This window comes from Knoellia sp. AC549 (assembly GCF_979258975.1).
This window is the reverse complement of the sequence record NZ_OZ409890.1, coordinates 2,310,837-2,337,363: the sequence shown is the minus strand read 5'-3', so window position 1 is coordinate 2,337,363 and position 26,527 is coordinate 2,310,837. Positions and strand designations below refer to the sequence as shown.

The 26,527-nt window shown below is 69.4% G+C and carries 30 protein-coding genes, 1 tRNA gene and 1 pseudogene; 18 read left to right on the top strand and 14 right to left on the bottom strand.

The annotated features are described in order from the left end of the window. Positions 1–16: 16 nt before the first annotated feature. Together ACZZ98_RS11355 and ACZZ98_RS11350 are read right to left on the bottom strand one after the other, a co-directional pair. A complete protein-coding gene (locus tag ACZZ98_RS11355; protein WP_463516341.1) occupies positions 17–571 on the bottom strand; it encodes an AAA family ATPase in 555 nt (184 codons plus the stop codon). 32 nt (positions 572–603) lie between these two features. Then, positions 604–1,113 carry a heme-binding beta-barrel domain-containing protein gene (locus tag ACZZ98_RS11350; RefSeq protein ID WP_463516340.1) on the bottom strand — a complete coding sequence of 170 codons (510 nt, stop codon included), beginning with the start codon at positions 1,111–1,113 and terminating at the stop codon, positions 604–606. A gap of 35 nt (positions 1,114–1,148) precedes the next feature. Here ACZZ98_RS11350 and ACZZ98_RS11345 point away from each other — a divergent pair, with 35 nt between their 5' ends. Beyond that, positions 1,149–1,526, top strand: a complete 378-nt coding sequence (locus ACZZ98_RS11345; RefSeq protein ID WP_463516339.1) for a DsrE family protein — start codon at positions 1,149–1,151, stop codon at positions 1,524–1,526. 34 nt (positions 1,527–1,560) lie between these two features. Here ACZZ98_RS11345 and ACZZ98_RS11340 read toward each other — a convergent pair whose 3' ends face one another. Then, positions 1,561–2,460: a hypothetical protein gene (locus ACZZ98_RS11340; RefSeq protein ID WP_463516338.1), complete on the bottom strand. Its 900-nt coding sequence runs from the start codon at positions 2,458–2,460 to the stop codon at positions 1,561–1,563. Positions 2,461–2,500: 40 nt separating this feature from the next. Then, positions 2,501–2,773, bottom strand: a complete 273-nt coding sequence (locus ACZZ98_RS11335) for a MoaD/ThiS family protein (protein WP_463516337.1) — start codon at positions 2,771–2,773, stop codon at positions 2,501–2,503. A 20-nt stretch (positions 2,774–2,793) separates the two neighbouring features. On the opposite strand from ACZZ98_RS11335, the gene ACZZ98_RS11330 reads away from it, so the two are divergent. The 5 genes and pseudogenes from ACZZ98_RS11330 (at position 2,794) to ACZZ98_RS11310 (ending at position 7,325) form a co-directional block, all read left to right on the top strand. Further along, entirely contained in the window at positions 2,794–3,504 is a 711-nt protein-coding gene (locus ACZZ98_RS11330) for a response regulator transcription factor (RefSeq protein ID WP_463516336.1), read from the top strand. Further along, positions 3,504–4,424 carry a mycothiol synthase gene (gene mshD / locus ACZZ98_RS11325; protein ID WP_463516335.1) on the top strand — a complete coding sequence of 307 codons (921 nt, stop codon included), beginning with the start codon at positions 3,504–3,506 and terminating at the stop codon, positions 4,422–4,424. Before ACZZ98_RS11330 ends, mshD begins: the two co-directional genes overlap by 1 nt. Positions 4,425–4,463: 39 nt before the next feature. After that, a complete protein-coding gene (gene murJ / locus ACZZ98_RS11320) occupies positions 4,464–6,146 on the top strand; it encodes a murein biosynthesis integral membrane protein MurJ (RefSeq protein WP_463516334.1) in 1,683 nt (560 codons plus the stop codon). Between the two features lie 123 nt (positions 6,147–6,269). Beyond that, positions 6,270–6,389: pseudogene (locus ACZZ98_RS11315) on the top strand (hypothetical protein); the annotation flags it as partial. 162 nt (positions 6,390–6,551) lie between these two features. Beyond that, positions 6,552–7,325: a hypothetical protein gene (locus ACZZ98_RS11310; protein WP_463517826.1), complete on the top strand. Its 774-nt coding sequence runs from the start codon at positions 6,552–6,554 to the stop codon at positions 7,323–7,325. Between the two features lie 42 nt (positions 7,326–7,367). On the opposite strand, the gene ACZZ98_RS11305 is transcribed toward ACZZ98_RS11310, so the two are convergent. Both ACZZ98_RS11305 and ACZZ98_RS11300 read right to left on the bottom strand, forming a co-directional pair. Next, on the bottom strand, positions 7,368–8,684 hold the full coding sequence (locus ACZZ98_RS11305) for a carboxylate--amine ligase (protein ID WP_463516333.1): 1,317 nt from the start codon (positions 8,682–8,684) through the stop codon (positions 7,368–7,370). Further along, the gene (locus ACZZ98_RS11300) at positions 8,570–9,943 is read right to left on the bottom strand and encodes a lipid II:glycine glycyltransferase FemX (RefSeq protein ID WP_463516332.1); all 1,374 of its coding nucleotides are present in this window, start codon (positions 9,941–9,943) and stop codon (positions 8,570–8,572) included. Before ACZZ98_RS11300 ends, ACZZ98_RS11305 begins: the two co-directional genes overlap by 115 nt. A 100-nt stretch (positions 9,944–10,043) precedes the next feature. Between ACZZ98_RS11300 and cuyB the strand changes: the two genes are divergently transcribed. From cuyB to pstB, 8 genes are all read left to right on the top strand, one after another. Further along, entirely contained in the window at positions 10,044–10,751 is a 708-nt protein-coding gene (gene cuyB / locus ACZZ98_RS11295) for a cysteate racemase (protein ID WP_463516331.1), read from the top strand. A 72-nt stretch (positions 10,752–10,823) separates the two neighbouring features. Next, positions 10,824–13,142, top strand: coding sequence for an RNA degradosome polyphosphate kinase (locus ACZZ98_RS11290; protein WP_463516330.1), 2,319 nt, complete (start codon positions 10,824–10,826; stop codon positions 13,140–13,142). Positions 13,143–13,195: 53 nt separating this feature from the next. Beyond that, positions 13,196–14,107: an NUDIX hydrolase gene (locus tag ACZZ98_RS11285; protein WP_463516329.1), complete on the top strand. Its 912-nt coding sequence runs from the start codon at positions 13,196–13,198 to the stop codon at positions 14,105–14,107. Between the two features lie 190 nt (positions 14,108–14,297). After that, positions 14,298–15,074 carry a phosphate ABC transporter substrate-binding protein PstS gene (locus ACZZ98_RS11280; protein WP_463516328.1) on the top strand — a complete coding sequence of 259 codons (777 nt, stop codon included), beginning with the start codon at positions 14,298–14,300 and terminating at the stop codon, positions 15,072–15,074. Beyond that, complete coding sequence (locus ACZZ98_RS11275) at positions 15,046–15,432, top strand: substrate-binding domain-containing protein (protein WP_463516327.1); 387 nt, start codon at positions 15,046–15,048, stop codon at positions 15,430–15,432. The genes ACZZ98_RS11280 and ACZZ98_RS11275 overlap by 29 nt, the downstream gene beginning before the upstream one ends. Before the next feature lie 105 nt (positions 15,433–15,537). Next, positions 15,538–16,551, top strand: a complete 1,014-nt coding sequence (gene pstC, locus ACZZ98_RS11270) for a phosphate ABC transporter permease subunit PstC (RefSeq protein WP_463516326.1) — start codon at positions 15,538–15,540, stop codon at positions 16,549–16,551. Then, positions 16,548–17,465, top strand: a complete 918-nt coding sequence (gene pstA, locus ACZZ98_RS11265) for a phosphate ABC transporter permease PstA (RefSeq protein WP_463516325.1) — start codon at positions 16,548–16,550, stop codon at positions 17,463–17,465. The genes pstC and pstA overlap by 4 nt, the downstream gene beginning before the upstream one ends. Positions 17,466–17,524: 59 nt before the next feature. Next, on the top strand, positions 17,525–18,301 hold the full coding sequence (gene pstB, locus ACZZ98_RS11260) for a phosphate ABC transporter ATP-binding protein PstB (protein ID WP_463516324.1): 777 nt from the start codon (positions 17,525–17,527) through the stop codon (positions 18,299–18,301). A 22-nt stretch (positions 18,302–18,323) separates the two neighbouring features. On the opposite strand, the gene ACZZ98_RS11255 is transcribed toward pstB, so the two are convergent. The 5 genes from ACZZ98_RS11255 to ACZZ98_RS11235 form a co-directional block, all read right to left on the bottom strand. Further along, positions 18,324–19,166, bottom strand: a complete 843-nt coding sequence (locus ACZZ98_RS11255; RefSeq protein WP_463516323.1) for a cytochrome c biogenesis CcdA family protein — start codon at positions 19,164–19,166, stop codon at positions 18,324–18,326. Positions 19,167–19,168: 2 nt separating this feature from the next. Next, positions 19,169–19,804 carry a redoxin domain-containing protein gene (locus ACZZ98_RS11250; protein WP_463516322.1) on the bottom strand — a complete coding sequence of 212 codons (636 nt, stop codon included), beginning with the start codon at positions 19,802–19,804 and terminating at the stop codon, positions 19,169–19,171. A gap of 74 nt (positions 19,805–19,878) precedes the next feature. Beyond that, positions 19,879–20,883, bottom strand: coding sequence for an anion permease (locus tag ACZZ98_RS11245; RefSeq protein WP_463516321.1), 1,005 nt, complete (start codon positions 20,881–20,883; stop codon positions 19,879–19,881). Positions 20,884–20,888: 5 nt separating this feature from the next. After that, complete coding sequence (locus tag ACZZ98_RS11240) at positions 20,889–21,515, bottom strand: DUF47 domain-containing protein (protein WP_463516320.1); 627 nt, start codon at positions 21,513–21,515, stop codon at positions 20,889–20,891. A 272-nt stretch (positions 21,516–21,787) separates the two neighbouring features. Beyond that, positions 21,788–22,429 carry a hypothetical protein gene (locus ACZZ98_RS11235; RefSeq protein WP_463516319.1) on the bottom strand — a complete coding sequence of 214 codons (642 nt, stop codon included), beginning with the start codon at positions 22,427–22,429 and terminating at the stop codon, positions 21,788–21,790. A gap of 30 nt (positions 22,430–22,459) precedes the next feature. Here ACZZ98_RS11235 and ACZZ98_RS11230 point away from each other — a divergent pair, with 30 nt between their 5' ends. The 4 genes from ACZZ98_RS11230 (at position 22,460) to ACZZ98_RS11215 (ending at position 24,492) form a co-directional block, all read left to right on the top strand. Next, positions 22,460–23,356 (top strand): crotonase/enoyl-CoA hydratase family protein, encoded by an 897-nt coding sequence (locus ACZZ98_RS11230; protein WP_463516318.1) that lies wholly within the window; start codon positions 22,460–22,462, stop codon positions 23,354–23,356. Further along, positions 23,347–23,772: a DUF1810 domain-containing protein gene (locus ACZZ98_RS11225; protein ID WP_463516317.1), complete on the top strand. Its 426-nt coding sequence runs from the start codon at positions 23,347–23,349 to the stop codon at positions 23,770–23,772. Before ACZZ98_RS11230 ends, ACZZ98_RS11225 begins: the two co-directional genes overlap by 10 nt. Before the next feature lie 163 nt (positions 23,773–23,935). After that, positions 23,936–24,009: transfer RNA gene (locus ACZZ98_RS11220), tRNA-Lys, on the top strand. Positions 24,010–24,066: 57 nt separating this feature from the next. After that, on the top strand, positions 24,067–24,492 hold the full coding sequence (locus ACZZ98_RS11215; protein ID WP_463516316.1) for a hypothetical protein: 426 nt from the start codon (positions 24,067–24,069) through the stop codon (positions 24,490–24,492). 2 nt (positions 24,493–24,494) lie between these two features. Here the strand turns inward: ACZZ98_RS11215 and ACZZ98_RS11210 are convergent, their stop codons facing one another. The 3 genes from ACZZ98_RS11210 to ACZZ98_RS11200 form a co-directional block, all read right to left on the bottom strand. After that, entirely contained in the window at positions 24,495–25,316 is an 822-nt protein-coding gene (locus ACZZ98_RS11210) for a hypothetical protein (protein ID WP_463516315.1), read from the bottom strand. A 73-nt stretch (positions 25,317–25,389) separates the two neighbouring features. Beyond that, positions 25,390–25,737 carry a TFIIB-type zinc ribbon-containing protein gene (locus tag ACZZ98_RS11205; RefSeq protein ID WP_463516314.1) on the bottom strand — a complete coding sequence of 116 codons (348 nt, stop codon included), beginning with the start codon at positions 25,735–25,737 and terminating at the stop codon, positions 25,390–25,392. A 74-nt stretch (positions 25,738–25,811) separates the two neighbouring features. Further along, positions 25,812–26,522 carry a lysostaphin resistance A-like protein gene (locus tag ACZZ98_RS11200; protein ID WP_463516313.1) on the bottom strand — a complete coding sequence of 237 codons (711 nt, stop codon included), beginning with the start codon at positions 26,520–26,522 and terminating at the stop codon, positions 25,812–25,814. Between the last annotated feature and the right edge of the window lie 5 nt (positions 26,523–26,527).

Here is a 26,527-nt window from a genome sequence, read left to right as displayed (position 1 = left end):
CTGGCCCGCCTGCCTGCTACGAACGTCCGGGCAGGAGTCGGAAGGACCCGCCCCTGACGCCTTCGCTCACCCGCGCCAGCGTCTGCTCCGCGGACTGCTCGGTGGTGTCCAGGACGTGGTGCTCCAGCTGTCCCAGGTCGGCGAACTGGTCCCACATGGCCAGGATCGGCTCCTCGTCGGTCAGTGCGCCGACGCCCGTGCGCGCCCGGGCTCGGGCCAGCGTCGTGCGCCGAGAAGGACGCAGCACGACGTAGTGCGTCACCGTCTCGGGGCGGCGCCGCTGCGACCGCTCGAAGTGGCCGAGCATCCAGGGTCCGACGACCCCGTCCACGACCACGGTGTAGCCGCCCTCGGCATAACCCGACGCGGCCATGGCGACCACGCGCAGGACCGTCTCGTTCTGCTCGTGCGCCTCGGTCAGGTACGGCGGGATCGACCCGGCCGTGATGTGGTGCCAGAAGTCGTCGGTGTGCAGGTGAACCGACTTCTCGTAGGCCCCCGCGAGAGCTGCCGCGACGGTGGACTTGCCCGCGCCCGGCGGCCCGCTTAGGACCACGATCTCGCCTTGCATCCTGCGCACGATACGACTCCCGAGCCGGCCGGTCAGTCCGCGCGCTTGAGTTCCGCCGACAGGTGAGAGGTCAGCGGCTGTCCCATCGCGGCCATGTCCATGACCCACATGAGGTTGGACTGCACGTAGCCATACATGCGGTGCCCCGCGGTGTACTCCTTGGCGTGCGGGCTGCGCATGACGCCATCGGTGCGGAGCTCGACCTTCGCGGGCTGGGCGTGCCCGGCATACATCTCCACGAAGCCGGTCGGGTGCGACAGGAGGAGCTCGACGTTGGTGCCGTCCTCGGTCTCGGGCACGGGGCGCCAGAAACCCACCTCGGTCGCGAGCGGGCGCACCTTGTCACCTGCCTCGTCGAGAAGCCAGGTCTGGCTGCGCCACTCCAGGAACGGCCGGCCGTCGTGGGCGCAGATGATCTCCTGGCCGAAGTTCCTGGACTCCATCGTGGGATAGCCGACGACACCTGCTCCGACCCATCGGCCGATGAGCCAGGCGAGGGGGGCGAGCTCGGTCGGGAGGTCTGTGTCGAGATGGAATGCCACGAGTGGGATCGTAGTCCCACCCCACAGGAGGACCCATGGCCAATTCCTCGACCGTTCGCCCCCTCGTCGTCAAAATCACCTGCGGCGCCGAGGCGCTCGAACGCCTCAACCAGGGCCTCACCGTTGCCGCCACTGCTGTCGCTGCCGGTGTCGACGTGAGCGTGTGGCTGACGGGAGAGGCCACGTGGATGGCTGTCGCCGGCCGGGCCGAGGAGCTCACCCTCCCCCACGGCGCCCCCCTGGAGGAGCTGCGCGACGCCCTGCTCGCGGGAGGCAGCGTGACGGTCTGCGGCCAGTGCGCGGCGCGGCGGGACCTCTCGCCCGACGACCTCCTGGCCGGGGCGTCGATCCGGGGCGCGGCTGCCTACGTCGAGGAGATCCTGCGCCCGGACGCGCAGGCGATCGTCTACTGACGACGGCGTATGCCGTGTGGTCCCTTCGCCGTCGTCAGCCGACGAGGATGCGCGACAGGAGGTAGACCGGCACCGCGGTCACGAGGACCGACGCCGCCGCCGCCGTGATCTGGCCACGCATCCCACGAATGGGTGACAGGGTGCACAGGGTCCGGCGCATGACGTGCGCCAGCGTGCCCGCGACCACACCGAGGAGTGCGCCCGAGGGCCAGCCCACGACGTCGACGAGGAAGCCTGCGACGCCCCCGGCGAGGAGACCGGTGAGGCCTGCGGCCGGCAGCATCCACGAGCGAGCCCTGGCGAGGGGCGCGCCCAGGTCGGCGACGGCCGAGAGGGCCAGCGCCACCATGACGACGGTCACGACCTCACGCCCGCCGGAGGTGCGGCCCAGGGGGACGTAGGCCGCACCGATGGCGGCGACGGCGATCCCTGCACCGCTCACCGCCAGTGACTGGGTCAGGCGGGGCCGACCGTCTCTGCGCAGGAGCTGGTGCAGGAACATCGACAGGAGGGCCAGGGCGACGACGACGGGCACGTGCCGCAGGTAGGGCTCGTCCGGCGTGAGCGCCACGGCCGTCGGCGCAAGCACCCCGGCGAGGCCGATCGCGAGGGAGGAGCCGAACCTGCTCGACGAGCCCATCAGCTCGGGCCACCCCCAGGCGACGACGAGACCGCCCCAGGCGATGGCGGCCGCTCCCAGGGCGTGGTCGGCGGCCGTCGCCAGGGCCAGGAGCAGGGCGAACACGGCCGTCGCGGGGACGAGGGTGAGGCGCCGCTCGGTCGCGATCGGCGGAAGGATCGGGTTGCGGCGCCGCTCCTCACGGGCCGCACGCCGGGCTGCGCGCGACTCGCTGATCGGCTCGACCGTGGGGGCGCTCGGGGACTGGCTCACCGGCTGGTTCGCCGACTCGCCCACCGGCTCCGTCACATCCACGATCGGCATCCTGCCATCACCCGGCCCGTCGGCCATGGCCTCATCCCCCGGCAAAGGGTGGGAGCACCTCGACCACCTTGTCGTTGCCGACCCTGACGTCCCGACCGACGGACCGGCCGTCGACGAGGACCGAACACACGGCCACGACGTCGCGCAGCCCGGGGTGGGCCGCAACCGCTGCCTCGAGGATGTCACCGACGAGCGGACCCGCCTCGAACGTCTCCTCGGTGACCCCGGCCGCTGCCCGGGCACCGGCCCAGTAGCGCAGGGTCACCGGTCTCATGCCCCGGTGAGAGCCGTCAGTCGCCGTCATGTCCACCTATTCTGTGCTGGATGGCCCACCTCCTGCTGCTGACGAACGCCTTGGCGCCGAGCGCCGAGGTGCTGCCAGCTCTGGGCCTGCTCAGTCACCATGTTCGCATCCTCCCGGCCGAGCCGACCGCCCTCATCGATGCGCCGAAGGCCGACGCGGTCCTCGTGGACGCCCGTCGGGAGCTCGCCATGGCCCGCTCGCTGTGTCGGGTCATCCGCACGACGGGGTTGTCCGCGCCGCTCCTCGCGGTGCTCACCGAGGGCGGGTTGGCCGGGCTCACCCCCGAGTGGGGCCTGGACGACGTCCTCCTCGACAGTGCCGGTCCGGCCGAGGTCGAGGCACGGCTGCGGCTCGCGATCGCTCGGGCCCTCGAGGGGGACGGCGACGCCGACGACGACGTCCGGATCACTGCCGGCGTGCTCGTCATCGACGAGGCGACCTACTCGGTCAAGCTGCGGGGCAGGGCCCTCGACCTCACCTACAAGGAGTTCGAGCTGCTCAAGTACCTCGCGCAGCACCCGGGCCGGGTCTTCACCCGGGCGCAGCTGCTGCAGGAGGTCTGGGGCTACGACTACTTCGGTGGCACCCGCACCGTCGACGTCCACGTGCGACGCCTGCGCGCCAAGCTGGGCTCGGACCACGAGACGCTCATCGGGACGGTCCGCAACGTCGGCTACCGCTTCGTCCCCGAAGAGGCCGAGGCCGCTGCCCGGGCGGAGGCTGCGACCTGATGGGCTCGAAGCCTCAGCTCGACACATCCTCGCACCTCGACGAGGCCACGGCAGCCGCTGTCCTCTCCCTGGCCCGTCGCGCCGCCGACACCGATGGCGTCGAGGCGATCTCGGAGGCCTTCCGTCTCGCCCTCACCTCCGCTCGTGGCGAGGTCACCCACGTCGTCGCGTATGCCGGCGGGTCCCACCCCGATGACCTGCTCGGCTATGCGGCCCTCGACGGGTCGGCCTCCGCGGAGCTCGTGGTCGGCCCCGGGTCGCGTCGGCAGGGCGTGGGCCGGGCACTGCTGCGCACGGTCCTCGACGGTGGGGCGACCGGAGTGTGGGCCCACGGCGACCTCCCCCCGGCCCGGGCGCTGGCCGCGGCCGAAGGCCTCGTGTCGACGCGTGAGCTGCACGTCATGGAGCGACCGGTGCGCGAGGGGGACGACGTCGATCCCCTGCTGCCAGAGGGCTTCTCGGTGCGTCCGTTCGAACCCGGGCGGGACGAGCAGGCCTGGCTCGAGGTCAACGCGCTCGCCTTTGCCAGCCACCCGGAGCAGGGGTCGATCACGCTCGAGGACCTGCAGGAGCGCATGGCCCAGGACTGGTTCGACCCCGCTGGCCTGCTCCTCGTCGAGGACGTCTCCGTGACCCAGGACGGCGGTGCGCATCCCCTCGCGGCGTCCCACTGGACCAAGCGCGAGCCTGGCTCGGACACGGGCGAGGTCTACGTCGTGGGGGTGCACCCGGCATACCAGGGTCGTGGTCTTGCCGGACCGCTCACGGGACTCGGCACGGCATACCTCGCCCGTCAGGGTGTGACGACGGTCGAGCTCTATGTCGATGGTGACAACACCCGAGCCCTGTCCACCTATCGTCGCGCGGGGTTCGAGGACGCGGCGATCCACGTCGTCTACGGCCGCCCGACCGCGCCGTAGAGTGGCCCGGTCCATCCGCAGACCCGTCAGGGAGAGCACGTGACCGACACCCGCCCCGAGGGCGCCGAGGCGGATCCCGAGGGCGCCGCCCCGATCGCCGCCCGGGTCGACAGCGTCGCCCGCAACAGCATCGTCATGGCGCTCGGCACGTTCGGCTCGCGCATCCTCGGGTTCGTCCGCGCCGCCCTCCTCGCCGCGGCCCTCGGCGTGGTCAGCCTGTCGGCCGACTCGTTCACCATCGCCAACACGCTGCCGACCCAGCTCTTCGTGCTCATCAACGGCGGGCTCATCTCGGCGCTGCTCATCCCCCAGCTCACCAAGGCGATGCTGCGCAAGGACGGTGGCCAGGACTTCAGCGACCGACTCATCACGCTGTGCCTGCTCGTCCTCGGCGGGGCGACGGTGCTCTCGGTGGCCCTCACGCCATGGATCATCGGCCTGCTCACCAGGCCGGGCGCGGGCTCGGCATTCATCGACCTCACGACCTTCATGGCCTACATCTGCATGCCGCAGCTGTTCTTCTACGGCCTCTACGCCGTCCTCGGCCAGGTCCTCCAGGCGCGCGGCAGCTTCCTCGCCTTCGCGTGGGCACCCGCGTGGGCCAACATCATCCACATCGGTGGGCTCGTCTACTTCATCTGGGCCTACGGCAAGCAGGGCGACGTCGCCCCATGGACCACCGAGATGATCCTCGTGCTCGGGCTGACGACCACCGCGGGCATCGTCGTGCAGGGGCTGAGCCTCGCCTGGCCCCTGTGGCGTTCCGGCTTCCGCTACCGACCGCGCGTGGGCTGGCGCGGCTACGGGTTCGGCGACATGTCGCGGATGACCGGCTGGACCGTGGCCGCCCTGCTCATCTCGCAGTTCTACGGGTTCGTCACGACCAAGGTCATGTCACCGGAGAACGTCGACGGGGCGGCCGTGGCAGGCAACGCGGTGCAGGCCAACGCCTACGCGCTCTACATCCTCCCGCACTCGATCATCACCACCTCGATCGTCACTGCCCTCTTCCCGGCGATGTCGAGAGCGCACGAGTCGGGTGACCTCGCCGAGCTCCGTCGACGCGTCGTCAGCGGCCTCAAGAGTCCGGCCGTGCTGCTGCTTCCTGCGGTTGCGGCATTCATCGCGTTGGGCCGTCCCGTCGCCAAGACGCTCTTCTGGAGCATCCAGTACGACCCGGCCAGGGGTATCGACGAACCGGGGAGCATCGCCCTCGTCCTAGCCATCATGTCGCTCGGACTCATGCCGTTCGGCATCACCGCCCTCAAGCAGCGCTACTGCTTCGCGCGCGGCGACGGCTGGCTGAACTTCTGGCTCGTCGCGCTCATGACGGGCATCAACCTCGTGGGGTGCGCGGTCGCCTACTGGATGGTGCCGGCGGAGTACGTCGTGGCCACGGTCGCCGCGTTCGCCACCGTCGCCAACATCGTCTCCGCCGCCGCCTTCCTCGTCGTCGCCCGCCGACAGCTCGACGGGCTGGGGATGGCCGAGGTGACCCGGCTGTGGACCCGGCTCGCGATCGCGTCCGCCCTCTCCGGCCTCGCGGCGTGGGGGGCCTCGACGCTGGTCTTCGACCCGGCCAGCCCATGGCTGCGGCACGCCCTGGCGCTGGCGGCCGGAGGGGTCGTCTTCACGGCCGCCTTCCTCGGGATGGCCAAGCTGCTGCGCATCCGCGAGGTCGACGACATGCTCGCCCCGATCCTGCGCCGCCTCCCCATCTGATCAACCCCGACTCATTGCGAGTTCGGGTCATCGGTTGTCCCCAGCCCCGTCAGGGCAGGACGACTGTCCACAGGTGACCGGATCGGCCTGCTGCGCCCGGAGCCAGCACCACATCGTTGCCACATGGACGACTTCAGCCAGCTTCCCCAACCCTTCTCACGGACCGAAGCGCTCATCGCGGGGTGGACAGGTTCCGCCGTGACGCGGGCCGCCCGGAACGGGCGGCTCCTTCGGATCAGCCGTGGCCTGTATGCCGCGTCTGACCGTTGGGTGCCCAGCACCCCGTGGGTGCGACACAGGAATCTGAGCAGGGCAGCAGCGAGGCTGACACCGGATGCCGTCCTGAGTCACGCCAGCGCTGCAGCAGTGATGGGTCTGCCGCACCCGACCTACGCTCCGGACCACGTGACCATGACCCTGTTGGACGGAATCCGCACCAGCCCACAGGACGACTGGCGACAGTTCCACCGCGGCTGCACACCCCATTCACACGTCGAGCTCCACGACGGCTTTGCTCGGCTGAACCCCGCCCGCACCGTCCTGGACTGTGCCCGGGTGCTCCCCGGACGCGATGCGCTGGCCATCGCCGACGGTGCACTGCGCGAGGGCCTTGTCACGCACCAGGAGCTCCTCGAGATGCGCCGACACCAGCGACGGTGGCCCGGAGTCACCTCGGCCAACCCGGTCCTCCTGCTTGCTGACGGACGTCGCGAGAACTGGTTGGAGTCGGCGTCTGCGTGGGCGCTCAACGCATGGGGCTGCCCGGCGCCGGTTCCCCAGGTGGAGGTCCTCAGCCCGCAGGGCGAGTTTCTCGGTCGTGTCGACAGCCTCTGGCCAGCACTGGGAGTCGTCGGGGAGGCCGACGGGGTGTCGAAGTACCTGGTCAACGGTGCGACGGAGAAAGCGGTCAAGGCGGTCCTGGCCGTTGAGGCGCAACGCGAGGCCGGACTCACCGACCAAGGTCTGGCGGTCGTGCGCTGGTCACCCCATGAAGCAATCGGTGGAGAGGCCATCCACGGCCGCCTGCAGCCCTACGTGGGCCGGAGCGCCCGACCAAGGGTGACCGCGACCTATCGGTGTGCCTGCTGTCGGTCGGTCCTGGCCGACTGCGTCGTCGAGATCGAGCTCAGACGGCTGCGAGCCGGTTTGGAGAAGGAGTTCGAGCGCTGGTTCTGGTGACGTGCCTCGAATGACTCGAAGTCGCAATAAGTCGGTTGGCAGTCAGCGGCGGGGGAGGTCGGAGTCGGCGGGCTCCCCGCCGGGGTGGAAGGCCGCCTCGGGGTCGTAGTACCGGTGGAACTTGCGGTCATAGCTCACGCCCGCCGCGAGGATCTTGGCCCACCGGACGGGGTGGCGCTCCGCGCGGTAGTGCATCGGGTTGCGCAGCCCACCGGCCTTGATGACCCGCCGCACGCGCGCCCACAGCTCGGGGTGACGCGCGAGCGCCCATCTGATCGTCCGCACCGGCACCACCGAGTAGACCGTCTCGGTGTCCGCCTCGACGAGCTCGAACTCCTCGGGCAGGTTGTCGTGGACGTACTCGTCGACGTACCACCTCACCGCGTTGAAGCCGGTCCCGGTGACGTAGTAGTTCGAGCGCCCGAGCCGCGGGTTGAGCTCGAAGAACTTCGACGTCCCGTCGCGGGGGTCGTACTTGAGGTCGAAGTTGGCATAGCCGACCCACTCGAGCTCGGCGAGCAGGCGCACGGCCTCGTCGACGATCTCTCGGTTCTGGCCGGTGAGGATCGCCGCGGGCACACCAAGGAGCCCGGGCGAGTGCTCCTCGATGAGGGTGCGTCCGTAGCTGGCGAAGCGCACCTGCGAGTTCTTGTCGCAGTAGCAGGTGAGGATCCGCATGCCCGTGTCGTCGCCGGGGATCATGTCCTGCAGGATCAGCCTGGCGCGATAGCCGGAGCCGTGGATGCGCCCCAGCAGGTCACGCAGGTCGTCGGCGGACGCGACCTCGTGCACCTTGGCCTGGCCCTCGAACGTCACCGTGTTCCACGCGCGAGGAGCGGTCGGCTTGAGGATGAGCGGATAGCCCTCCGCCGGGACCTTGTCCAGGTATGCCGTGCCGTCGCCTTCGTCGGCCAGATCGATGATCGTCGTGGTCGGGATGGAGACGCCGGCCTTCATCGCGACCTCGGCGAAGGTGTGCTTGCGGGTCGCGCGCTCGAGGATCTCGGCGCGGACGTAGGGCACCTTCCACGAGTCGTCGAGCTGGTCGCGCATCGCGTCGATGACGTCGACGAGCGAGTCCGAGGTCGCGAGCAGGATCTTGGGCTGCGTCAGCCCGTCGAACGGGGCGGCCTCGAGGGTCGCCGCGAGCACGTCCGGGTCATGGGCGTCGGAGCAGTGGACGACCTCGAGGATCGCGGAGCCGTCGGTCACCCATGACGTCGCGCCGGTGACGACGAGCGAGGTCACTCCATAGGCCTCGTGGAACGCGCGCACGAGCGAGTAGCCACCGACGTGGGCGCCGACGACCACCGGCACGAACGGCTGGTCCGCGATCGACGCATACGCCTGCTTGGACACGGAAGTGTTCTGGGGCAAGGGAACTGGCCTCTCAGCGTCGCTTGTAGAGGCGGACGGCGAGGTCGATGAGCCGACCGGAGAGGGGACGGAGCTTGCTTGGTGAACTCACCGGCATACTCGCGTCGTTCCGGGTTCCACTGGCGCTTGAACTCCTCCAGGCCCTCGGAGGCGTCGATGCCCCCGAAGTCGAAGGTCGTCACTCCCTTGGCCGCCGCGTCCTGCATGATCCGCCAGACCATGAGGTAGTTCGGGCGCAGGTTGCGGTGCTCGTCGGACGACGCGGCATACAGGTAGGACCCGCGGGTGCCGCACGTCGCGAAGACGGAGCCGGCGAGGTACTGGCCGTCGGGGTGCTGCTCGTGCGCTGCGGCGAACTCGGCGGCCGACGCCTCGTTCTTGGCGATGCTCTCCTCGAGACCGGCGACCTGGCGGTCAGCCTTCTCGGAGGGGTACTTCTCGCGCTTGGCCGCGGCCTTCTCGAGCTGGCCCCGCAGGTCCTCGACCTTGGTGCGCGCCGCCTCGGCTGCGGCACCGTGGTCGAGCTTGACGAGCGAGATGACGATGTCGTCCGTCGGCGAGAGCACGTCGTAGAGCGTGGTGAAGTACTCGAGGCTGCGGATGCCGAAGCCGTCACGCTCACCGGTCACCCGCATGAGCTCGTGGAAGGCGGGGATCTTGTCCCGGCCGACCGACTCGTAGACGAGGCCGGACTTCTCAGCCTTGCGGATCGACTGACGCGTGCCCTGGGACAGCTCCTGGTGGAGCGCCTCGAGGTCGCTGATGTCGGTGACCATGCGCAGCGCCGGCTGCGCCAGCGTCTTGGCCGCGTCGTCGCCGGGGTCGGTGCGGGTGAAGCCCCGGGACTCGAGGGCAGGCCGGATGTCGGGGTTGTCGATGCGGACGGCCGGGTCGATGCGCAGGAGCACGCCACGGTTCTCCTTCGCGACGCGAGACACCTCGGCAAGCAGGGCGTCGACGCTCTCGGCGTCCGACCAGTCGACGACGAACCCGCGCGGGCAGTAGGCCAGCGCCATGGGAACGACCGGGGTGCGGCGGAAGAGGATGAGCGCCGCTCCGGTGACCTCGTCGGCGCCGTCCGGCCCGGCGCCCTCGCGCCCCATCGCGACCGTGCGCCAGGTCCAGCCGGTGTGCTCCTTCTCCTTGCCCCACGGAGTCGTCTGCATGAGGTGCCCGTTGGGGTGGTCACGGACGAAGTCGTCGTGCTCACGCTCGGTGAGGGACAGGGCCGACAGTGCCACGAAGCTTCCTAGGTGAGGTCGTCAGGGATCGCGTCGGAGTCTATCCACCGCCCAGCCGCACCTCGGTGAACCGAGGGTGCGGCGGGGTTAGGCTCGACGGGTGCGCAACGAACCGGTCGGCATCCTCGGCGGGATCGGCCCCATGGCCACCGTCTACTTCATGCAGCGCGTCATCGCGATGACCGATGCCTCCCGCGACCAGGACCACGTGGACATGCTCGTGTGGAACCACGCCAGCATCCCGGACCGGACGGCATACATCGTCGGAGACAGTGACGAGAGCCCCGGGCCGGTGATGGCGCAGGACGCCCGCGAGCTCGAGAGCGCCGGCGCGAAGTTCATCGCCATCCCCTGCAACACCGCCAGGGCCTTCCAGGACGAGGTCGTCGCGGCGGTCGACATCCCCGTCATCGACATTGTCGAGGTGACCGTCGCCGTGGCGCAGGCCGCCGTGCCGGGCCTGACGACGCTCGGCATCCTCGCCACCGACGGCACCCTGCGCGCGCAGACCTACCACCAAGCCGCACAGGCCGCCGGCCTCACGCCCGTGGCGCCCGACGACGTCGTCCAGAAGGACGTGATGTCGATGATCTATGACGGCGTGAAGGCGGGTATGCCGGTCGAGCGGGACCGCTTCGACGCTGCCGTCGCGCACCTGCGCGCCAAGGGCGCCGGCGCCATCGTGCTCGGCTGCACCGAGCTGTCGATCCTGCAGACCGACCTCAGGGTCGACGAACCCGATGTGGTCGACTCCCTCGACGCCCTGGCTGCTCGCACGGTCGTCCTCGCCGGTGGGCGACTTCGCTGAGGCGCCCCTCGTGGACCAACCCTGCGCCACGCAGGTCTTCTGGCGTTCACCTGAACCTGACACGATGAGTGCATGACGACGTCGACGAGCCCCTCCACCGACGCCGAGCGAGCCCTCGAGTCAGTGGCCGACGGCACGACGGCGGCCACGCACACTGCCGCTGCTGCCGCGGCGGACGCGAGCTTCGTCGCCGAGGTGTCGATCGCGAGCGCCTCCGCCACCGAGGCCCGCGCGGTCCAGCCCCGCGCCTCCAACGGCCGCTTCGCCAAGCCTGACGTCGAGGACGACGGCCTCCCCGCCGACCGGTTCCTCGACCGCGAGATCTCGTGGCTCCAGTTCAACGAGCGTGTCCTCCAGCTCGCGGCCGACGACAACGTGCCGCTGCTCGAGCGGGCCAGGTTCCTCGCGATCTTCACGTCCAACCTCGACGAGTTCTTCATGGTTCGCGTCGCGGGCCTCAAGCGCCGCATCGCCACCGGCCTCGCCGTCCGCTCGGCTTCGGGCCTGGAGCCCCGCGAGGTCCTCGAGCAGATCTCGGCGGTCGCCCACGAGCTCCTCGACCTGCAGGCCCGCGTCTATGACGACCTCGTGCAGCCGGCCCTCGAGGACGAGGGCATCCAGGTCGTCCGCTGGGACGAGCTGTCCGAGGACGAGCAGGTCGAGCTCGGCCAGCTGTTCACCGATCGCGTCTTCCCGGTGCTCACCCCGCTCGCCGTCGACCCGGCCCACCCGTTCCCCTACATCTCCGGGCTCTCGCTCAACCTCGCGGTCCTGCTCATCAACCCCAAGACGGGCAAGGAGCACTTCGCCCGGGTCAAGGTGCCACCGCTCCTCCCCCGCCTCCTGCGGGTCGGTGAGACCGGCGCCGCCGGTGACATCTACGACGTCCGGTTCGTGCCGCTCGAGGACGTCATGTCCGCCCACCTCGACCAGCTCTTCCCCGGCATGGAGGTGCACGAGCACTACACCTTCCGGGTCACCCGCAACGAGGACCTCGAGGTCGAGGAGGACGACGCCGAGAACCTCCTCGCCGCGCTCGAGAAGGAGCTGACCCGTCGCCGCTTCGGCCCGCCGGTCCGCCTCGAGGTCGACCGTGACATGGACGACCACGTCATGGACCTGCTCGTGCGCGAGCTCGGGGTCTCGAGCCAGGAGGTCTACCGCCTGCCCGCTCCGCTCGACCTGCGCGGGCTCAACATCATCGCCGACCTCGAGCGCTCCGACCTGCACTACCCGGCGTTCGTCTCCCGCACCAACAGCGACCTCGCGCCGACCGAGAGCGCCAAGGCCCGCGACATCTTCGCGAGCATCCGCAAGCAGGACGTCCTGCTCCAGCACCCCTACGACTCGTTCGCGACGTCGGTGCAGGCGTTCATCGAGCAGGCGGCCGCAGATCCCAACGTCCTCGCCATCAAGCAGACGCTCTACCGCACGAGCGGCGACTCCCCGATCATCGACGCCCTCATCGACGCGGCCGACAGCGGCAAGCAGGTGCTGGCGGTCGTCGAGATCAAGGCCCGCTTCGACGAGCAGAACAACATCTCCTGGGCCCGCAAGCTCGAGCGTGCCGGAGTGCACGTCGTCTACGGCATCGTCGGCCTCAAGACCCACTGCAAGCTCAGCCTCGTCGTCCGGCAGGAGGAGGACGGGCTACGCCGCTACTGCCACGTCGGCACCGGCAACTACAACCCCAAGACGGCCCGCCTCTATGAGGACTTCGGCCTGCTCACCTGCGACCCGCAGGTCGGCGAGGACCTCTCGCGGCTCTTCAACCAGCTCTCGGGCATCGCCCCCCGGAGCAAGTTCAAGCGGCTCATGGTGGCGCCCCGATCGGTGCGCACCGGGCTGCTCGAGCGCATCGACTCCCAGATCGAGCGCGAGCACGCCAAGACCGGAGCCGGCTACATCGGCTTCAAGCTCAACTCCATCGTGGACGAGCAGATCATCGACGCGCTCTACCGCGCTTCCATGGCCGGCGTGAAGGTCGACGTCTGGGTGCGCGGCATCTCGTCGATCCGCCCGGGGGTCAAGGGGCTGTCCGAGACGATCACCGTCCACTCGATCCTCGGCCGCTTCCTCGAGCACTCCCGCGTGTTCCTCTTCGGCACTGGCGACGACGCCGAGGCCTGGATCGGGAGCGCCGACATGATGCACCGCAACCTCGACCGCCGGGTCGAGTGCCTCGTGCGCCTGTCGGACCCGCGCCACCTCCACGACCTCGCCTCGCTCATGGGCAAGGGCATGAGCGGCGACTACTCGCACTGGAGCCTCGAGAGCGACGGCCGTTGGAACCGGCGCCACGTGGGTGCCGACGGCGAGCCCCTCGAGGACGTGCAGGCGGCGCTCATCGAGATGCACGCGAAGCGTCGACGCAAGGCGCGACGGCGCTGACCGCGCAGGCCCGAACCCAGGTCATCCCCGCGGCCGGAACGCTGCCGTGGCGGGTGCGTGACGGCGTGCTCGAGGTCGCGCTCGTCCACCGACCCCGCTACGACGACTGGTCCTGGCCCAAGGGCAAGCTCGACCCCGGGGAGGACTGGTTGGTTGCGGCGGCCCGCGAGACGCTCGAGGAGACCGGTCTCACGGTCCGCCTCGGCCGACCGCTGCCGGAGGCGCGCTACCTCCTGCTCACCAAGGCCGGAGTGCCCGGCGAGAAGATCGTCCACTACTGGGCGTCGACCGTCACGGGGGGTCACGGTCGGCTCGAGAACGAGATCGACGCCGTCGAGTGGCTCGACGTCACCGAGGCCAACCTCCGCCTCGACTACGCCCACGACCGCGAGCAGCTGCGCGCCCTCGTGCGAGCACACACCGAGGCAGCGCTCGACACCTGGCCGCTGGTGGTCGTCCGCCACGCCAAGGCCGTGGCGCGCTCGGACTGGAAGGGCGACGACACCAAGCGCCCGCTCGAGGCGCGCGGACACGAACGTGCCGACGCTCTCGTCCCGGTGCTCGCGGCATACGGGATCACCCGCATCCTCACGTCACCGTCCGCCCGGTGTCTCGACACGATCTCTCCGTATGCCGTGCGGGCCGGGATCGTGCCCCGACCCAAGAAGGGGCTGTCCGAGGAGGGTCACGAGGCGGACCCGGGTCGGGCCGAGCACCATGTCGAGCGGGCTCTGGAGCGGGGAGAGCCGACGGCCCTGTGCTCGCACGGGCCGGTCATGGGCTCGGTGCTCGACACCCTCAGCCCTCGCCTCGAGCTCGTCGGTGACGGCTCCGTGGAGATGCTCGAGCGCTTCATCGAGGCTCGTGACCACAACCTCGACAAGGGCGAGGCGCTCGTCTGCCACGTCGCCGGGGTCGGGGCGGACGCGCGGGTCGTCGCGGTCGAGCGCCACCTCACTGCCTGAGGGATCACGCGACGGGATCACCCGACCCGACTCCCACTTGAACTACGCGCAAGGCAATGGCCGAGCAGCGTTCACGCCGCGTTCACCGGGCACGGGCCATCGCGTCATGAGTCGTCCCTACCTTCGCAGTGTCGGGCCCCAACGTCGCAGCTACCCGGCTCCCCCAGATTCCTTGTGAGAGGTACACACAGTGAAGATTCAGCGTCTCGGCGCGATGGCGTCTCTCGCCCTCGTCGGTTCGATTGCCCTCGCCGGTTGCGGTTCCGACAACAACGCCAGCGCCGACGCCGGCACCGGTGACAGCAGCGCGTCGTCGTCCGGCTCCGCCGGCACCGAGGACTGCTTCGAAGGCACCCTCAACGCCGAAGGGTCCTCGGCCCAGAAGAACGCCTTCGAAGAGGTCGGCACGAAGTTCAGCGAGAAGTGCTCGGGCGCGACGATCAACTACAACCCCTCCGGCTCGGGTGCGGGGATCAAGCAGTTCATCGGCGGTCAGGTCGACTTCGCCGGGTCCGACTCGGCGCTCAAGACCGAGCCGAAGGACGGCAAGATCGAGGCCAAGGAGGCCGAGACCTTCTGCGGCTCCCCCGCGTGGAACATCCCGCTCGTCACCGGGCCCATCGCCATCGCCTACAACCTGGAGGGTGTCGACAAGCTCACCCTGACGCCAGCGGTCGCCGGTGACATCTTCATGGGCAAGATCACCACCTGGAACGATCCCAAGATCGCCGCGATCAACTCGGGTGTCGAGCTCCCGGACACGGCGATCAAGCCGTTCTTCCGCTCTGACGAGTCGGGCACGACCGAGAACTTCACCAAGTACCTCAAGGCGGCCGCCGAGGCGAACTGGCCGGGCGAGCCCGCCAAGACCTGGGACGGCAAGGGCGAGGGCAAGGGCAAGTCGGCTGGTGTCACCGAGGGCGTCAAGAGCACCGACGGTGGGATCACCTACGTCGAGTGGAGCTGACGCCAAGGACGCCGACCTCGGCGTCGCCGCCATCGACAACGGCGCGGGCGCCGTCGAGCTCACCTCCGAGACCGTCGGCAAGGCGATCGCCACCGCGAAGCAGACGGGCACGGGCAACGACCTGGCCCTCAAGCTCGACTACGCCACGAAGGAGCCGGGTGCCTACCCGATCAACCTCGTGACCTACGAGATCGTCTGCTCCAAGGGCAAGGACGCCGAGAAGCAGAAGAACATCAAGGCCTTCCTCAAGTACTTCGCCTCCGAAGAGGCACAGAAGGCCATCGAGGAGATCGGCTACGCGCCGCTCCCCGCGGACGTGCAGACCAAGGTCGCCACGGCGATCGACGCGATCTCCTGATCGAGTCCACCGGACGACCTGGTCGTCTGGTGAACTGAGGGGGCGGGGCCACACCGGCCCCGCCCCCTCAGCCCCTTCCCGAATATCCTGAGAGGACTCGCCCACGTGTCATCGATCACCGGGCACAGCGCAGTCGACGAGCTTCCCGGCGACGACGGGCGGCCACCGCTCGAGGCCGACCGGGCAGGCACCGGTCGCCTCGGAGACCGTGTCTTCGGCGGGCTCGCCACCGGCTCCGGCATCTTCGTCGTCGCCCTGGTCTCCCTCGTCGGCGTCTTCCTCGTGGTCCAGGCCGTGCCGTCGCTGCTCAACAACAACGCCAACTTCCTCACCTCCCGTGAGTGGGTGGCCAGTGGCACGGATCCGCGCTTCGGGATCGTCGACCTGCTCTGGGCCACGATCATCACCTCGATCATCGCCATGTTCATCGCCGTGCCTCTTGGCGTGGCCGTTGCCCTGTTCATCACGCAGTACGCACCGCGCTGGCTGAGCAAGCCTGCGGCGGCGCTGGTGGACCTGCTGGCCGCCGTCCCCTCCATCGTCTACGGGCTGTGGGGCCTGTTGGTCGCAGGTCAGTACTTCGAGCCCGTGGCGAAGTTCATCGACACGGTGCTGGGTTGGCTGCCGTTCTTCGCCTACACCGGGACTCCGAGCGCCAAGAGCACCCTGGCCTTCGCGGGAGTCATCCTCGCCATCATGATCCTGCCGATCGTCACGGCGATCTCGCGCGAGGTCTTCGCCCAGGTGCCGACGACGCACAAGGAAGGCGCGCTCGCCCTGGGGGCGACGAAGTGGGAGATGATCCGCACCGCCGTCCTGCCCTTCGGCAAGCCCGGCATCATCTCGGCTGCGATGCTCGGGCTGGGACGGGCGCTCGGCGAGACGCTCGCGGTGACCTTGCTCCTCTCCGCCCTCAACACCTCGGACGCGTTCTCGTTCTCGATCTTCGGCGGCGGCGAGACGTTCGCCTCGCGCATCGCCAACGACGCCAACGAGTTCGACTCGGCTCAGAAGACCGGCGCCTACATCGCCGCCGGCCTCGTCCTCTTCACCCTCACCTTCATCGTCAACGCGGCCGCTCGCGTCGTCATCGACCGTCGGAAGGCCTTCAGCGAATGAGCACCCTCAGCACTGTCGACACCGCCCTCCCGACGGCCCGCTCGGACGACGACTTCGGGGGCAAGTCCAGTGGTCGCGCCTTCAAGGACCAGCTTGCCCGCGTGGTGGTGTGGGCAGCGTTCCTGATCGCCCTCATCCCCCTGGTCTGGATCCTCGGATCAACGATCTACAAGGGTGGCGCCATGCTGCTCGACGTCGACTGGTGGATGAAGTCCCAGTCGGGGATCACGGCCCGCCGAGAGGGCGGCGGGGCCGTCCACGCCATCCAGGGCACGCTCATCCAAGCGGGCGTCACGGCCCTCATCTCGGTGCCGATCGGTATCTTCACCGCGGTCTACCTCGTGGAGTACGGCCGTGGCCGGCTGGCCAAGGTCGTCTCCTTCATGGTCGACATCCTCACCGGCATCCCGTCGATCGTCGCCGGGCTCTTCATCTACTCCGTGTGGGTGGGAACGTTCGGGTTCAGGCGGGTCGGCTTCGCCGTGTGTCTGGCCCTCACCATGCTCATGATCCCCACGGTCGTCCGTTCGACCGAGGAGATGCTCAAGCTCGTCCCCAACGAGCTGCGCGAGGCGTCCTACGCCCTCGGCGTGCCGAAGTGGAAGACGATCATGAAGATCGTCATCCCCACGTCCTTCTCGGGCATCGTCACCGGGGTGCTCCTCGGTCTGGCCCGCGTCATGGGTGAGACCGCGCCGCTGATCATCCTCGGCCCCTACACCGCCGTCATCGCCACGAACCTCTTCGACGGGCTCATGCCGACCCTGCCGACGATGATTTTTCAGAACTACGGCGAGAGCCTCCAACCTTCCGTCGACCGCGTCTGGGGCGCCTCCCTCACCCTCATCCTCCTTGTGTTCCTGCTGAACGTCGCCGGTCGTCTGATCGGCCGGTTCAACAAGGTGCAGAACTGACCCGTCCCGCACACACGGCATACCCCTGATCTTCGCAACCCAGAGAGAAACGACTGCACATGGCCAAGCGCATCGACGTCAAGGACCTCGACATCTACTACGGCGACTTCAAGGCCGTCGAGGGGGTCACCCTCACCGTCGAGCCCCGCTCCGTGACGGCCTTCATCGGCCCGTCCGGGTGTGGCAAGTCGACGGTGCTCCGCACGCTCAACCGCATGCACGAGGTGATCCCCGGCGGGCGCGTGGACGGCAAGGTGACCCTCGACGACCAGGACCTCTACGCGTCGTCGATGGACCCGGTGGCCGTGCGTCGCACCGTCGGCATGGTCTTCCAGCGCCCCAACCCCTTCCCGACGATGTCCATCCGCGACAACGTGGCCGCCGGGCTCAAGCTCAACGGAGTCAAGAACAAGAAGGAGCTCGCCGAGGTCGTCGAGAGGTCGCTCAAGGCCGCGAACCTCTGGAACGAGGTCAAGGACCGGCTCGACAAGCCGGGCGCCGGCCTCTCCGGTGGTCAGCAGCAGCGGCTGTGCATCGCGCGCGCCATCGCGGTCGACCCGCAGGTGCTGCTCATGGACGAGCCGTGCTCTGCGCTCGACCCCATCTCGACCCTGGCCATCGAGGACCTCATCAACGACCTCAAGGCGAAGTACACCGTCGTCATCGTCACGCACAACATGCAGCAGGCGGCCCGGGTCTCCGACCAGACGGCCTTCTTCAACCTCAAGGCGACCGGTCAGCCGGGCCGGCTGGTCGAGGTCGACGGCACCCAGAAGATCTTCAGCAACCCGACGCAGAAGGCCACCGAGGACTACATCTCCGGCCGCTTCGGCTGAGCCGGCGCGGGACGGGAGACGATCAGCGCCGGCGCACGAAGCCCCGCCGCGCCACGAGAGCCAACGCGAGCAACACCGCCAGCGCCGCACCGAGTCGCTGCGGCCCGATCTGGTCCACGGACGCTGCCAGTGCCGACTGGATCCTGAGGGCCGCATCGACCACCCCGTCGCCAGTGGCGCCCCCATCCAGCACGCGGACCTCGTACCAGCCGTACCACGCGACGTACGCGCCGGCCACGAGCAGGAGCACGCCACTCACCCGACTGACCCACGGCATGGCCGAACGCAGCCGCACGACCATCGCAGCCTGCGCCAACGCGACGGCCACCGCGAGGACGCCGACCAGCAGACCCATGCCCACGGCATACGCGACCACCACGGTGAGCCCAGCCCCGACACCGGATGCCCGGGTCGTCGAGGCCAGCACGGCGAGGAACGGTGCGATGGTGCAGGAGAGAGAGGCGAGGGCGTAGGCGGCGCCGTAGCCGGCCATCGTCAGCCACCCACCCGTGGGCGCCCGTTGGAACCGCGGCAGCCGAAGGGTCAGCTCGCGACCGCTTGCAAGGACGGCGCCACCCACGACGAGCGCCAGCCCGATGACCACGGTCACCCATGGGAGGTAGCGCTCGAGCGACAGGGCCAACGGCACCACGAGCGCGCCGAACGTCCCGAACACCGCGACGAACCCGAGCGTCATCGCAGCCGCCAGACCCACGGCGCGTGCCACGGCTCGCCGTCGACCACCACCGCCGCCGGTGCGCTCGACGACGAGAGTGAGCCACGCCGGCAGCAGGGCGAAACCGCACGGATTGAGCGCGGCGAGCATGCCTGCCCCGACAGCGAGCGACAGGGCGACAGGATCCACGGTCAGCCGAACGTGGAACGGACCAACGCGGCGACGTCGACGTCCTTACCGTATGCCGGGTGTTTCGTGACGCTGCCATCGGCACCGATGAGCACGAAGGTGTGCTGCTGCGTGACGCCGAAGCGCGTGTAGACGTCACCACCGGTGTCCGCCACGTGGGTGAGGTCGGCCACCTCGTGCCGCTTGACGAAGTCACCCATGGCGCCCGAGTCCGAGCTCAGCCCTGCGACGCCGACGAAGCGGACGTCCGGAAGTGCGGCAGCTGCCGACTTCACCGTGGGTGCGCTGCGAGCGCAGACGGTGCACCACGGTGCCCAAAACCACAGGACAGTGTCCTGACCGGCGAGCGAAGCACCGGCGAAGGACTCTCCGCTGACGGTCCTGGCGGTGAAGGCCAGCTCTTTCGGGACGCTCGCTCCAGGGTTGCTCGTCGGCGCAGGAGGGCTCATGCCGGGCGGGGTCGTCGGCGTGCCCGACTCGCCAGTCGACGCCCCGCTTCCCGTGCTTCCCGTGCTCGACGTGCTCGACGTGCTCGAGGTCGCCGCCGGAGACCCGGCACCGTCAGCGCTCGCACCGCAGCCCGTGACGGCAAGGGTCAGGGCGGCAAGGCTCAGGGCGAGGCGGCGGGATGCGTTCACGATCCCAGTCTGGACCCCCGCCAGCGAGATCGACCCTTGGCGACCTTACGCGTCGGTGACGGATGGAAAGGGTGTCAGAGGCCGATGACGAGCTCGAGCAGCAGGTAGGTCACGGCTGCCACGATGCCGGCGCCCGGGAAGGTGAAGACCCACGCTCCCACGATGTTCTTGGCCACACCCCACCGCACAGCCTTGATCGACTTGGTCGACCCGACACCCATGATCGCCGAGGTGATGGCATGGGTCGTCGAGATCGGGGCGCCGGTGCCGGTGGCGACGAACAGCACCGCCGCAGCCGTGGTCTCGGCGGCGAAGCCTTGGGGTGGGTCGAGGTGGATGATGCGGCGGCCGAGGGTGCGCATGATCCGCCACCCACCGGCATACGTGCCGGCAGAGATCACCAGGGCGCTCAGCACGAGCACCCACAGCGGGATCGCCGAGCTCTCCTCGGACTGGAAACCGCCCACGGTGAGGGCGAGGACGACGACGCCGGCGGTCTTGGCCGCGTCCTGCATGCCGTGGCCGAACGCCATGGCCGCGGCCGACACGGTCTGCGCGTAGCGGAAGCCGCGGTTGACCCGCCCCGGGTGCGCCCGCCGGAACAGCCACAGGATGAGGGTCATGACGAGGTAGCCCACGAGGAGCCCGACGAGTGGTGAGGCGATCATCGGGAGGATGACCTTCTGCAGCACGGCGTCCCAGTGGACGGTCGATGCAGCGGCGATCGCGGCACCCCCCAGCCCACCGATGAGGGCGTGTGACGAGGAGGACGGCAGGCCGTACCACCACGTCAGCATGTTCCACGCGATGGCGCCGATGAGGCCGGCGGCGCAGATCGTCAGACCGACCGTGCCGGCCGGGGCGTCGATGATGCCGCTGCCCACCGTCTTGGCCACCTTGGTGCCGAGGAAGGCACCGAAGAGGTTGGCGATCGCCGCCATCCCCAGCGCGATGCGCGGGGTCAGGGCTCGGGTCGACACCGACGTCGCGATGGCGTTGGCGGCGTCGTGGAAGCCGTTGGTGTAGTTGAAGCCCATCGCCAGCGCGACGACAAGGGCCACCGGGATCCAGCTGTCCACAGTGGTCAGGACTCCTTGACGGCGATGCTCTCGACCTTGTGGGCCACCGTCTCGAACGCGTCGGCTGCGGCCTCGAGCTCGTCGATGAGCTCCTTGTGCTTCATCACGGTGATGGCGTCGGCACCCTCGGCGTTGAAGAGCTTGGCCAGCATGCGGCGGTAGGCCTTGTCAGCGGAGTTCTCGAGCCGGTTGATCTCGATCCAGTAGGTGCTGAGGTCCTTCATGGAGCGCAGCCGTGGCATCGCGTCGACCGTGAGCTCGGCCATGCGCGAGAGGATCTCGACCTGCTTGGTGACGCCCTTGGGGAGGTCGTCGATGCGATAGAGGGCGACGAGGTCGGCCGCGGCCTCCATGTGGTCGACGCAGTCGTCGAGCGCGCTCGCGAGGCCGTGGATGTCCTCACGGTCGAACGGCGTGATGAAGGAGCTGTTGACCTTGCGGATGAGCTCGTGGGTCGCCTCGTCGGCCGAGGTCTCCACCTCGCTCATGCGGGCGGCGATGGTCTCGCGCTCTGCCTGCGTCTCCGCGCCGAGGATGGCGGTCAGCTCCGCCGCGCCCTCGATGAGGTGCTTGGCGGACTGGGAGAAGAGTTCATAGAACCCGTTGTCCTTGGGGGTGAGGCTAAAGCCCACGAGAGTCGATCCGTTCGGCTCGAGGTGCAGGTGTCGCTGCCAAGGCTAAGGCCTGTTGGCCATACCGGTGTCATCGGCGGTTCACCACATGTTTGACCAGCGGTGTGCGGGGGTATGGCGTGGTGCCGGACCGGGAGCGCCTCACGGCGCGAGGCCGCTCGTAGCGGCTCAAATTGGGACCCGGGGCTGCCGCGGTCCGGCACCACCCGACAAGCCTAACGCCGCTGCGGCCTCGATGTGTTCCCCAGCTCGACGCAGGTATGCCGCAGGGCTCAGTCGAGCTCACCGGCTCGCCACAGCTTGGCGCTAGCGACGAGGTCGTCGCCCGTGCGTTGCATCGCAGCGGCACTGGTGGTGAGGGCGCCGGCCAGGGCGGGGTTCGTGTCGTCGCGGTCGTGGGCGAGCTCGGCGCGACCTGCGGCGATGACCGACGCGAACGCAGCGGCCCGCTCCAGCGCGACGGCGAGGTCGCCGGCGAAGACGCCGGTGAGGATCTCGTCGGCCAGGGCCTTGACCTCGTCCGGACCCGGCGGCTCCGCCATCCCGGCCACCGCGTGGGCGACGTCCGTGAAACGCACTCCCGCGGCATACTCACGGCTCGCCTCGACGGGTTGGCGACGAACCCACTCGCGCAGGGCATAGAGGCGCCAGAGGGTGCCCGGGAGGCTGCGGGCCGGTCGAGCGGCCCACAGGTCGGCGACGGTCGAGAGGCCGAGGTCGTCGACGAGCGCGACGAGGCGAGCCGTGACCTCGGGGTCGTGGACGGCGCGGCCCGTGCCGACGAGCACGGCGGCGGTCTGGTGCGCGGCCTCGGTGATCTCGGCCGGGCCGGGCTGGCTGGCGCCGCGAGCCTCGAGGGCGTCGGGGCCGAACTGGATGGGGCGCCTGGGGATGTCGCGGCCGCTGTCTGTCACCTCTCCATCCTGCACCCGTACGTTGGTCGCATGACTGACGTCGCCGCCGACCGGACCTACGAGACGCTGCTCTGGGAGATGTCGGACGACGGCGTCCTCACCCTGACCCTGCACCGTCCCGAGGCCCTCAACGCCTTCACCGTGACGATGGCCGCTGAGCTCGAGCACGCCTTCCGGCGGGTCAACGGCGACGACTCGGTGGCGGCCGTGGTCGTGACCGGGTCAGGTCGGGCGTTCTGCGCCGGGATGGACCTGTCGCGAGAGGGCAACGTCTTCGGGCTCGACGAGTCGCTCTCGCCGACCCTGGCGGACCTGAGGGAGCGGCTCGACTCGACGGAGATCGCCGACGGCGTGCGTGACACCGGTGGTCGCGTGGCTCTGGCGATCTATGACTGCACCAAGCCGGTCATCGCCGCCATCAACGGACCGGCCGTCGGCATCGGCGCGACGATGACGCTGCCGATGGACGTGCGCCTGGCGTCGACGTCGGCACGCATCGGCTTCGTCTTCGGTCGGCTCGGCATCGTGCCCGAGGCCTGCTCGTCGTGGTTCCTGCCGCGGCTGGTGGGAGTCTCGCGGGCGCTCGAATGGACGTATGCCGCCGAGATCCTCTCCCCCGCCGAGGCCCTGGACGGTGGCCTGGTTCGCTCGGTGGTGGAGCCAGAAGCGTTGTTGGACACGGCATACGAGCTGGCGCGTCGTTTCGTCGCCGGTCGCTCGCGGGTCGCCACAGCGCTGACCCGGCAGATGATGTGGCGCAACTCGGCGCAACCTCATCCCCTCGATGCTCACCGCGTCGATTCGTTGGCGATGTGGGTGACGAGCATCGGCGACGGGAAGGAAGGGGTGGCCGCGTTCAAGGAGAAGAGGGCGCCGGAGTTCACGTCTCGCGCTGCTGATCTGCCGGAGTGGGTCCCGTGGGACTGAACCGGTTCGTCGAGGCGCAGGACGCCAACGGCGCGTATGCCGCGGCGCTCGGTGAGCTGCGTCGTGGGCGCAAGACGAGCCACTGGATGTGGTTCGTCTTCCCGCAGGTCGCCGGTCTCGGTCGGAGCGCCATGGCGCAGCGGTATGCCGTGTCCGACCTCGCAGAGGCGCGCGCCTATCTCGCCGATCCCGTTCTTGGACAGCGGTTGCGGGAGTGCTGCGAGGTGCTGCTCGAGCTGCCCGGGTCGGATGCTGAGTCTGTCTTCGGGAGCATCGACGCGGTGAAGCTGCGGTCGTCGATGACCCTCTTCGGGCGGGCGGCCGAGGTCGAGCTCGACCGCGGCCTCTTCGCCGGCGTGCTCGACAAGTACTTCGAGGGGCGAGAGGATCCCGCCACGCTCGAGCTCCTGGGCTGACCGAGCGGGCACCTCTGCCCGACGCGCGAGCACCGTGCGCAGCAATCGAGCGTCAGCTCGCTCCGGGCAAGCGGGGGGCCAGGGTCTCCTGACTCTGGTTGCTGCGCACCGTGTCCAGAGCCGCCCGGTATCGTCTGCGGTCGTGCAGGCCACGTGCCCGCGCGGGCCTCTAGCTCAATGGTTAGAGGCTGCGGACTTTTAATCCGTAGGTTGTGGGTTCGAGTCCCACGGGGCCCACAGAATGTCGTGGCACAGCCGGCGCATGCCCCTGGGGTGCGGCAATAGCATCGAGGCATGTCCGTTGACGACGCACACACCCGCCCCGATGGAACCAGTGACGCCACGGTTGAGGCCGTTGGCCGGGTGTCGGAGGCGCTCGAGACCCTCGAGGATGCTCGCGGTGACCTCTTCAGCTTCCACCAGAAGGTCGGCCGAGCGGACCTCATGCTGGGCGACGCGTGCCAGCAGCTGCGAGAAGCCGGGCACGAGGACCTGGCCGACCGGGTCGAGAACGAGCTCGTGGGTCGCAACATCCTGCAGGGGCGGTGGACCTTCCAGATCGTGGAGGAGTTCGAGGACGGCTACTACGCGGCCTTCCTTGAGCACGAGAAGCGCGTGCGGGACGAGCTCATGGACGGCAAGCGGCACGTGTTCGAGGCCGAGATGAAGCAGGATCGGCGTACGCACGGACGCCCCGGGCACAAGGCGACCCCGGACTGACCTCAGAGCGGGAGTGGCACGCCCTTGGAGCGCAGGAAGTCCGCGCCCACCGCGAGCACGATGCCGAGGCAGGGTGCGGCGACGAAACCGACGATGCCCGGCAGCCGCTTCTGCAACGGCGGGTCGGGACGGCGACGGAACCCGATGAGCTCCATCACCGCATACGCGATGAAGCCCAGCGCCAACGGACCGTTGACGAAGCACCAGAACCAGAACCACCGCGTCCCCACTCGAGGAGCAGCGCCGAACAGCAGGCCGGCCAGAATGACGAGGGCGCCGAAGCTGGCGAGGTTCTGCAGCGGGGCGGTGTCGCCGTAGTCGAAGGGTCGCATCGAGACGCCCGCCGCGCGCAGGGCATCGACCAGCTCCTCGGACTGCTCGTTCGCGTCGGCGGCCATGCCTCCGAAGGCGCCGAGGTCGTTGTCAGAGGCGGCCACCTGCCAACCGGACGAGTTCCACGAGCGCCAAACGAGGATCCCGCCCGCGGGCTCCCCGCCGGGGTCTGTCGACGTGACCACCCCGTCGTCGGAGACCTCCGTTACCTGGAGGGGTGACTGCTGGGCCTCCATGAGGTCGAACTCGCCCTTGGTCAGGGAGTCCGCGACATACCACTCGCGGACAGATCCGGACGCGATGTCGGAGCGCAGCTCCCCGAAGCTCGACCCTCGCAGCCCCTCACCCCAGAGCGAGGCGAGGAGCAGGAGGGACACGACCACCACGGCGCCACCGAACGCGACGAGAAACCGTGCGTGCCACCCCTGCTCGGCGCGTGTCTGCTCCCGCGTCGCAACCTGCCCGACGTCGTCCCCCACCCCCACCGTCATGACTGCAATATGGCACGACAAACCCCCGCTGACCAGACGTCAACGGGGGCCTGTGAGTCGGTGCGGTGCGGCGTCAGTCGAAGAGCTCGGACATGAACGACTTCTTGCGCCGTGGCTGGCCGTAGCCGTAGTGGCCCTTGCCCGGGGAGGACGAGTAGCGCGGCGCCTGCCCATAGGCCTGTGCGGCAGGCTGGCCGTAGGGCTGTTGTCCCTGCCCGTATGCCGGCTGCTGCGGTGCCGCTGCCGGGGGCGCCTGGGGCGGTGCCTGCTGGTGCCAGGCGTTCTCGGCGTTGACGAGGGCCTCGAGCTCACCGCGGTCGAGGAAGAGGCCGCCGCAGCCGGTGCACTGGTCGACGTGGACCTGGTTGCGCTCGTAGCTGCGCATGTCCGACGCGCACTTGGGGCAGGTGAGGGTGCTCATGCCCGGCTCAACGACCGAGCCCTCCGGATAGTCCCGGGTTCCGACGACTTCTTCGGCTCGGGCCGAGGACCCGCTCAGCCAGCGGCGGAGAGCACGACGGGCAGGAGGAAGAGCATGCCGAGCGACCAGGTGAGGTGGGTGATGATCGGCCCGAGGATGCCGCCGGTGACCCGGCGTTGCAGACCGACGACCAAACCCACCAGCGCCGCCGCCAGGATGAGGAGGGGCACCCCCGAACCGGCGACGACCGCGGCATACAGGATCGTCGTGACGAGCACGGCGTGGCGGCGCCCGACCGCGGCGAAGAGCGCCCCGCGATAGAACAGCTCCTCGGCGACCCCGTTGATCGCGGTGATGACTGCGACGACGGCCAGCGAACCGAAGCGGGCATGGTCGAGCAGTCCGTCGACGGGACCGCGCAGCACGGGAACCCGCGCCACGACCAGCGCACCGAGCAGGAACACACCCAGGAGGATCACGCCGAGCACGAGGGACTGCACGACCGAGCGACCCGATGCCTCGCCCCCACGGGTGTGGGCCCTCCCGAGGTGCAGCGGGCCGGAGATCAGCGCCCCGACGGCCCACACCGCAGCGAGGAGCAGAGTCGCCGGATAGAACAGCGCGTCCCCCGCCGGGATGCGCAGCGCCCAGGTGTTCACGACCAACCCGACGACCAACGTCACCCCTGCCACGACCCGTCGGCGGCGGAAGGCTCTGTCCGACTCGGTGTGGTCACGGGGCACCGGCTCGACGAGGGCGGCGCGCACGAATCGCTGGAGTTCCATGACGG